This is a genomic window from Neobacillus drentensis NBRC 102427 (assembly GCF_001591445.1).
In the GTDB taxonomy this organism is placed as follows: Bacteria; Bacillota; Bacilli; order Bacillales; family Cytobacillaceae; genus Neobacillus; species Neobacillus drentensis.
Genome location: NZ_BCUX01000030.1, coordinates 57233 through 64350 on the forward strand (window position 1 = coordinate 57233; position 7118 = coordinate 64350).

Consider the following 7118-nt stretch of genomic DNA (forward strand, 5'->3'; position numbering starts at 1 on the left):
AATTAAAAAAACCATCCGAATTCGGATGATCTAAAGACTTAGTTAATTGTTACATGAATTAAATTTCTATGACTGATCTCAGTTAGTAATAAATGAATAAAGTCAGTGCCAAGTTCCAGTCGGATGGCTTCGTGGTAGGCATCAATTAAAAAAGTATCTTGTAGCAGCTGCAGTGATTTCAAAATTATATCCCTCGTTATTTTAGATTCTATGATTATCTTAAAATAAATCAAAACTTTTTGGGGGTATTATGATTAAATTCCACAAAAAGTTCAAACTAGGATAAAAATTTTTACCACTGTGATTTTTTTACTTGTATCTATGCAAAATTTGCTTCTAAAAGAAAGATTCGATGCATCAACATTATTAATATAATTGATATATGAATTCAAGCAAAGGATTAGAGGTGGGAAGGCATGCTGAGAAAGGTCATTATGGTTCTGGATACTGAAGAAAGTGTGAAAAATGCAATTAGGGAAATCTTAAAATCGAAAAATAAAGGTCATGATTATGCACTTGATTTAACTAGAATTTTAGATAAGGAACGAAAAACAGCAATTATGAAAAAGTTAACGAGATTTTAAACAACAAAGTTCTTTTCCAAGAGGGAAGATTCCAATTTTAGAAAACATATGTCAGCTGCATATGTTTTTTATTTTTTTGGCTCTGTAAAACTTGCCTGTTGATTTCCGTTCCAGGCGCTTCGCTTTCCGCGGGCGGTCCAGGGAGCCTCCTCGTCGCTGCGCTCCTGCGGGGTCTCCCCTGCCCCGTCCTCCCGCAGGAGTCTTCGCGCCTTCCACTCCAATCAACAGGGTGCCAAAATCAACAATAATCATTAACATAGCCATTTTTTTAAAAGGATTTATCCGTGTGTTCAATCTGAATCCAATAAATACCCCCTTGAATTCACCCATTTTTCCATTTTAAGCAGATTGTCCATATCCACTTTAATTTATATTCATATAATTACAAGAATACTATTATTAAATGGAGTTGAGGTGCTTTAATGAGTGAGAATGTGTTAGTGATTGCCGCTCATCCTGATGATGAAATTCTTGGGAGCGGCGGAACAATCAAAAAGTTAATTAATCATGGCTATAAGGTAATTACTGTTATTGCTGCAAAGGGACGAAAGGAAGAGGAGCATCATATTCAGCAATTAATGCTGCAAGCAAACAAACATTTAGGAGTGGAGGAGGTCCTTTTTTTGGAATTCCCCAATCTATTAATGGAAACGATTCCGCTTGTTGAAATCAATAAATCGATCGAAGACCTTTTGGACAAGTATAAGCCGGCAATGATTTTCACCCATCATTATGGTGACACCAACAGGGATCACCAAATTTTGTTTCAGGCAGTGTTAACAGCTGCTCGTCCGTTACCCGGAAAAAAGCCGGTAGAGATTCTTTGTTTTGAAACGGTTTCTTCGAGTGAATGGAGTCAGCATACGAATGATAAGGAGTTTAAACCCAATTATTTTGTAGATATTACAAATTCCATCGATGACAAGCTTAAATCACTTCAGCATTATGATGTAGAAATGAGACCATTTCCACATCCTCGTTCTTATGATGGGGTGAAATATTTAGCGCGGGTCAGAGGAATGACGGTTGGGGTTGAATACGCGGAAGCTTTTGAAATCATAAGGAGGGTCTGGAAGTGACAGAAGAGCAACAATATCAACATCATAATGACCAACCTTTTCAGCCGACCCTTTTTCCATACCTAATCTCTGCCATGGATCAATTTTACGATGTCAATGAGGCTTATGAAGAAGAATATGAGATAGAATGGTGGCCAATCGAATCAGCAGAAATACAAAACAAAAAAATGAAGATATTAATCACAACGTTTTGGGAATATCCAGTAATCGGGGGTCTTCAGAACTATATCACTTCACTTAAAACTGGCTTGGAAAATTTAGGACATAGTGTCCATGTAATAGCACCAAACCATTTTCCGTCAAATGAAATGAAGGCATTACGCGATAAATATTCTAAGGAATTCACCCATTTTTTTATCAATAGGTATGGTGTTTGTAATGAGAAAATTCTACACAATATCAGCAAACTATACAGTTATTATACGATGTTAAAGAATATTGATCTTGCTCAATACGATATTATCCACGCACAAGATCGATATACTGCCAATGTAATAGGATTACTAAACCAACCCTATCAAAAACCTCTTCTTTTCACACCTCATGGATTTATGACCAGTAACAGATTAAAGTTTAACTTGATGGAAAAAGGATCGGTTGAGGAAAATTATTTTTCCGCTATTGATAAACAAGCCGTTAAAAATGCCAATCAAGTAATCGTCCTTTGTGATGTCTTTCGCCCAATTCTAATCAATTTAGGCGCGGAGGAAAATAAAATAACCACTGTTTATACAGGGATTGATTTTGGTGGAGGGAATAATCAGAAGAAAAGTAAAAAAAGCCAACGCAACACGGTAATTACCTGTGTCTCACGCCTACGCCCCCGCAAAGGACATGAGTATTTATTTAAAGCGCTTGCTCTTATTAAAGACAAGCTGAAAAATGTTGAAGTTCGGATTGTAGGCGATGGTGAGATGAGAAAGACGCTCGAGAAGCAGGTTAGTGAGTTGAAATTAAAAAACGTATCTTTTTTAGGAAGCAGAGAAGACGTACCGAAATTGTTAAGGGAATCAGACATTTTTGTTCTGCCAACCACAAGTGATACGCTGCCAATCTCAATAATTGAGGCAATGTTTACCAATCAGGCCATACTTACGACGAATTGTGGCGGCATTCCGGAAATTATTAAAGATAACTATTCAGGATTTATAGTTGAACCAGCTAATCCAAAGCAACTTGCAGAAAAGCTCTTGCTCCTTTTGCGGAACACTTCGCTTAGGACAGAATTAGCGGGCAATGCACAGGCATTTGCGCTACAACATTTAACCGTTAGTAACATGGTCCAAAAGATTGAAGAAATCTATCAAACATTATTATGAAAGGGGGAAAAAATCATGCGACATGATGTTCCTGTCGTCGTTCTTGATCTAAGTGCAACCGGGATAGGGATTGTGAGGAGTTTAGCGAAAAAAGGAATAAAGGTATATGCATATGATACGAGAGGAAAATATGAAATCGGTAAAACTCGGTTTGCCACCTGTGGAATTTGCCCAAATCCAGTCAGTGAAGAGCCTGCATTAATCCTATTTCTCACCAGACTGGCACAAAAGTTTGGCCAAAAGGCCGTACTTTATGCGGGGTCTGATGACTTTGTTCAGTTTATTTCAAAAAACAGATTTGTCCTTTCACACTACTATCGGTTTCTGTTACCTAAACACTCATTGGTCGAAGCCGTATTAGATAAAAGATTAACGTATGAATTGGCCCTGAAATCAAATGTGCCATGCCCCAAAACATACGCTATAACTAACGAAGAACAGTTTGAGCAAATCATCCATCAAATTACCTTCCCTTGCATTTTAAAACCAGTTTATTCATCCCATTTTCGCTCAAATATCGATCATCGTCTTTATAAGAAAGCCATTGTGGTAGAAGAGCCTTCCCAATTAAGAGAAGAGTACCTTTTTTATCGACCATTCGGTGAACTAATGATCCAGGAAGTTATCCCTGGTGATGAGGATTGTATTTATTCGGTCAAAACATTTTTTGACGACAAGATGAATTTAATTGGCTTGTGGATGAACCAAAAATTACATCAATTTCCCCCTCATTTTGGATCCACTGCTCTTGCCCTTAGTATTAGGGACGAAGAAGTCATTCAACTCGCTACTACCTTTCTAAAAGATATTCAATTCAAAGGTTTGGCTATTGCCGAATTTAAACGGGACCCCAGAGATGGGAAACTGAAATTTATCGAAATCAATGCAAGAATTGGTTTAACTCAAGCGTTATCGATGGCTTGCGGGGTCAATTTGGCCTACTTGTATTATTTATCCCTTACCGGGCAAAATCCAACACCCGTGACAGAGCAGAAAGAAGGGGTCAAATGGGTTTACTTCGTCCGTGATTTTCTTTCCTTTCGCCAAAAACAAAAGGCCGGGGAAATGAGATTCTTTGAGTGGATAAAGAGCCTATCTGGAAAAAAAGTTGAGGCTCTTTTTGCTTGGAATGACCCACTTCCTTTTGTTCGAAGTTTTGTTTCCCATTTGCGAAATTTATGGGGGAGACAGTAAGTAATGAAAAATGAAGGAGGGAACTTTCTATTTGAATAGTTTAGAAGAAGTTATACGATGTTGGAAGCAATATGATTGGGAAAAAAAGCTAAAACAAGTCCTTGGTAAAAACGTCGAATTAGTGGAAGAAAGAATAGAATGCCTTAAAAACACACGTGAAAAGACAAGTATTTGGAAGTTGGTTCTAACAGATGGGAAGGACCACTATCCCGTCGTGCTTAAAATATACAAACTGCCACTGAAAGAAAATCATAGCCTGGAAATCAATATGTATAAAAACGCCTATAACATTTATCACGAGTTTATGCCGAAATTGTATTGGCTTGAACCGAAAGTAAATGGTAATGAAATATGGATGTTTACCGAATGTTTGCAGCCGTTACGAGGACAAATAAAATTAGCTCCCAATCATTTGGAAAGAATTATCCCCACTGTGGCAAAATTTCATGCGATAACCTTTGAAAATAGATTTTTGCAGCATGCAGATCTTTTCGACTCCACTCTTCCTTATTTTGACTCTGAGGAGAAGGTAAAGGAACGAACGAAAGGAATCAAAAAAGCAAAGGAGAACCTGGATCTGGCAATGAAAGATCCAAACTTAAGAGAATTGGTGGCACCAAGGTATAAAATTATCAAAAAAATATTAACTAAAGGTCCCGTTTTATTTCCTGAAATTACTGAATCTGGACAATGCCTCATCCATGGCGACCTCCATGTCCACAATATTTGCTGTGAAAATGCAAATGATGAGGAGGAGAATTGGAAAGTCTCTTTGATTGATTGGGAGTCTGCGAAGCATTATCCCTGCTGGTATGATTTGGTCGTTCTAGTCGAATTATTAATTGATTTTCGCTCGGATTGGCAACAGAGGGAAGAAGAGATTCGAACTAAATGTGTGCAGGTTTATTGCCAAGAAATGCTTAAATATGGAATAACCTTCAATGAGGATCCCCTGAGATTACTAAAAAAGGCGTATTTACAGAGAACCCTGGAAAAAAAGCTTTCTAGTCATTTGCAAAAGGTGTTGGATGGAGGAAAGAGCACTCTTCTCAAGAGATACCTTGAGAAAATTGAAGTATGGGGAAAAGAACTTGGGTTATATTAGTGCAGGAAGCAAAGTAAAAATACTATAAAGGAGTTTTATGCATGGAAAAGATCGCGCAATCTCCTCTAATTTTAAAAAAAGATAGTCGTGACTCCGGATGAAAGTACTCGTTACTGGGGGAGCTGGATTCATTGGTTCACATGTTGTTGATTTATTAATTCAATCTGGCTATGAACCGATTGTAGTGGATAATTTACGATCTGGTAATAAGGATTTTGTTCCTCCTTCCGTTCGCTTCATTGATATGGATATCTCTTCACCACAAATAGAAGCGGTGTTTGCAAAGGAAAAACCGGATGTTGTTATCCATTTGGCGGCACAAGTGGATGTTGCCTACTCGATTCAAAATCCAGTAGAAGACGCTACCCAAAATATTCTTGGCACAATTCGCTTATTAACTTGCTGTCATAAATATAACGTGAAAAAATTCATATTTTCCTCATCGTGTGCCGTATACGGAGAAAAAGACGATTGTAGTATAAAGGAAACATTCCCTATTCTGCCCCAATCCTTTTATGGTATTTCTAAATATACTTCAGAAATGTACATTCATATATTTAACATACTCCATAACGTTCCATTTACCATTCTAAGATATGCCAATGTTTATGGTCCCCGCCAATCATCAAAAGGAGAAGGAGGAGTAATTTCGATATTTTTCAAGAAAGTCCTTAACGGTGAATCTCCATTTATTTTTGGAGATGGAGAACAGACAAGGGATTTTGTATATGTGAAAGATGTTGCTTTGGCCAATGTACTGGCCATTGAAAATGGTACAAATGAAATCTTCAATATTGGCTGTAATTCCAAGACAAGCATCAATGAACTTTATCAGATGACTACATCACTTGCATCTATAAATATTCCTTCCATCTCCATGCCAGTTCGGAAGGGAGATATTCGATATAGTCGATTAGATAATACCAAAGCTGTAAATTTCTTGGGTTGGAATCCAGTCTATGAATTACAAGCTGGATTAAACGAAACTTTAAAGTATTTTAAAAGTTCATAAAATAATGGGCGTAGTTGAAGAAATATCAAAATAAAAGGAGATTAAAAATGAAAGATTTTAAAAATATTGTTGCCAAGAATAAAGGCACAGTAACCATTCGAGACTTGAGTAGTTACACAATGATTGGGAGGGGTGCTGATGGTTCCATCTTTCAATTGACACCTGAGAAGTGCGTCAAAATTTTTGTTAATGAAGATACACAAAAAAAGGAATTAAATGCATTGCAATTAGGGCAATCGTCACCTATTATTCCTAAATTATATGAATATGGTGAAAACTATATCGTGATGGAGTTTGTGAAGGGTTCTAATCTTAAGCATCTCCTAAGAAAAGAGAAAAAACTTTCTGAAGAAATCGTGGGAAAAGTTTTATCGATGCTGGATGAAATGAAAGCTGTAGGTTTTAAGAGGCTAGATATTGAAGTTCGCCACATTTTTTTCAATGAACAAAGGGAAATAAAAGTAATCGACCTCAAGAGGGCATTTAATACGGACAGGTCTGTGCCTACCAAATTGTTAAGCGGATTAAGTAAGCTTGGATTTTTGAAAGAGTTTTTGGATCATGTGTCTAGGCTGAGCCCAGCCAAATATGAGGAATGGAAAAACCTGGTGAATTAGGGTCAATCGGGGTGGTGGTGAACGAATCACTGCCCTTATATCCTATAATGTGAAAGTGGGAAAATTTTCTTATTGAATTCTAGTAACATAGATGGTATTCTAGGAAAGTTCCTTTTCAAAAGGTCAACTGCTGTTAGTAAAATAGTTGTTGACTTGAACGAAGGAATGGTAGTATAATAGTTTTTGTCGCTTACGAGTGATAAATAGA

At 37.1% G+C, this 7118-nt stretch carries 9 protein-coding genes; 7 read left to right on the top strand and 2 right to left on the bottom strand.

What is annotated here, in order from left to right; genetic code table 11:
• Positions 1–38: 38 nt before the first annotated feature.
• Positions 39–182: a sporulation histidine kinase inhibitor Sda gene (sda, locus tag BDR01S_RS24960; RefSeq protein WP_310366335.1), complete on the bottom strand. Its 144-nt coding sequence runs from the start codon at positions 180–182 to the stop codon at positions 39–41.
• Between the two features lie 234 nt (positions 183–416).
• Between sda and BDR01S_RS25400 the strand changes: the two genes are divergently transcribed.
• Positions 417–584, top strand: coding sequence for a hypothetical protein (locus BDR01S_RS25400; protein WP_157406187.1), 168 nt, complete (start codon positions 417–419; stop codon positions 582–584).
• A gap of 51 nt (positions 585–635) precedes the next feature.
• Here the strand turns inward: BDR01S_RS25400 and BDR01S_RS25805 are convergent, their stop codons facing one another.
• Positions 636–878, bottom strand: coding sequence for a hypothetical protein (locus BDR01S_RS25805; RefSeq protein ID WP_169801448.1), 243 nt, complete (start codon positions 876–878; stop codon positions 636–638).
• Between the two features lie 128 nt (positions 879–1006).
• Here BDR01S_RS25805 and BDR01S_RS15675 point away from each other — a divergent pair, with 128 nt between their 5' ends.
• From BDR01S_RS15675 to BDR01S_RS15700, 6 genes are all read left to right on the top strand, one after another.
• Positions 1007–1663, top strand: coding sequence for a PIG-L deacetylase family protein (locus tag BDR01S_RS15675; RefSeq protein WP_066256229.1), 657 nt, complete (start codon positions 1007–1009; stop codon positions 1661–1663).
• Complete coding sequence (locus BDR01S_RS15680; protein WP_235846583.1) at positions 1660–2982, top strand: glycosyltransferase family 4 protein; 1323 nt, start codon at positions 1660–1662, stop codon at positions 2980–2982. The genes BDR01S_RS15675 and BDR01S_RS15680 overlap by 4 nt, the downstream gene beginning before the upstream one ends.
• A gap of 15 nt (positions 2983–2997) precedes the next feature.
• Positions 2998–4176, top strand: coding sequence for a carboxylate--amine ligase (locus BDR01S_RS15685; protein ID WP_066256226.1), 1179 nt, complete (start codon positions 2998–3000; stop codon positions 4174–4176).
• 31 nt (positions 4177–4207) lie between these two features.
• On the top strand, positions 4208–5281 hold the full coding sequence (locus BDR01S_RS15690) for a phosphotransferase (RefSeq protein WP_066363244.1): 1074 nt from the start codon (positions 4208–4210) through the stop codon (positions 5279–5281).
• 97 nt (positions 5282–5378) lie between these two features.
• Positions 5379–6293, top strand: a complete 915-nt coding sequence (locus BDR01S_RS15695) for an NAD-dependent epimerase/dehydratase family protein (protein ID WP_066256218.1) — start codon at positions 5379–5381, stop codon at positions 6291–6293.
• A 47-nt stretch (positions 6294–6340) separates the two neighbouring features.
• Positions 6341–6910: an RIO1 family regulatory kinase/ATPase domain-containing protein gene (locus BDR01S_RS15700; protein WP_066256216.1), complete on the top strand. Its 570-nt coding sequence runs from the start codon at positions 6341–6343 to the stop codon at positions 6908–6910.
• Positions 6911–7118: the final 208 nt, after the last annotated feature.

Coding starts and splice junctions, on each gene's coding strand:
- BDR01S_RS25400 (WP_157406187.1), top strand. CDS start 417: ATGCTGAGAAAGGTCATTATGGTTCTGGATACTGAAGAAAGTGTGAAA.
- BDR01S_RS15675 (WP_066256229.1), top strand. CDS start 1,007: ATGAGTGAGAATGTGTTAGTGATTGCCGCTCATCCTGATGATGAAATT.
- BDR01S_RS15685 (WP_066256226.1), top strand. CDS start 2,998: ATGCGACATGATGTTCCTGTCGTCGTTCTTGATCTAAGTGCAACCGGG.
- BDR01S_RS15695 (WP_066256218.1), top strand. CDS start 5,379: ATGAAAGTACTCGTTACTGGGGGAGCTGGATTCATTGGTTCACATGTT.
- BDR01S_RS15700 (WP_066256216.1), top strand. CDS start 6,341: ATGAAAGATTTTAAAAATATTGTTGCCAAGAATAAAGGCACAGTAACC.